This is a genomic window from Paenibacillus sp. ACRRY, assembly GCF_022346995.1.
Taxonomy (GTDB): Bacteria; Bacillota; Bacilli; order Paenibacillales; family Paenibacillaceae; genus Paenibacillus.
Map to the genome: position 1 here is coordinate 1 of NZ_JAKRNM010000032.1, position 579 is coordinate 579.

The following is a 579-nucleotide window of genomic DNA, read 5'->3' on the forward strand; positions in this document are numbered from 1 at the left end:
CCAGTTTCCAGTGCGATCCGGGGTTGAGCCCCGGGATTAAACACCAGACTTAAATGACCGCCTGCGCGCGCTTTACGCCCAATAATTCCGGACAACGCTTGCCCCCTACGTATTACCGCGGCTGCTGGCACGTAGTTAGCCGGGGCTTTCTTCTCAGGTACCGTCACTCCTTGAGCAGTTACTCTCAAGGACGTTCTTCCCTGGCAACAGAGCTTTACGATCCGAAAACCTTCATCACTCACGCGGCATTGCTCCGTCAGGCTTTCGCCCATTGCGGAAGATTCCCTACTGCTGCCTCCCGTAGGAGTCTGGGCCGTGTCTCAGTCCCAGTGTGGCCGATCACCCTCTCAGGTCGGCTACGCATCGTCGCCTTGGTGAGCCGTTACCTCACCAACTAGCTAATGCGCCGCAGGCCCATCCTCAAGTGACAGATTGCTCCGTCTTTCCAGCTCCCTTCAGGCGAAGAAAGCAAGTATTCGGTATTAGCTACCGTTTCCGGTAGTTGTCCCAAGCTTGAGGGCAGGTTGCCTACGTGTTACTCACCCGTCCGCCGCTAACCATCAGAGAAGCAAGCTTCTC

Annotated in this window: 1 rRNA gene; it reads right to left on the bottom strand. The window is 56.5% G+C overall.

The window, feature by feature from the left end:
• A 16S ribosomal RNA gene (locus tag MH144_RS30655) occupies positions 1–579 on the bottom strand; the annotation flags it as partial.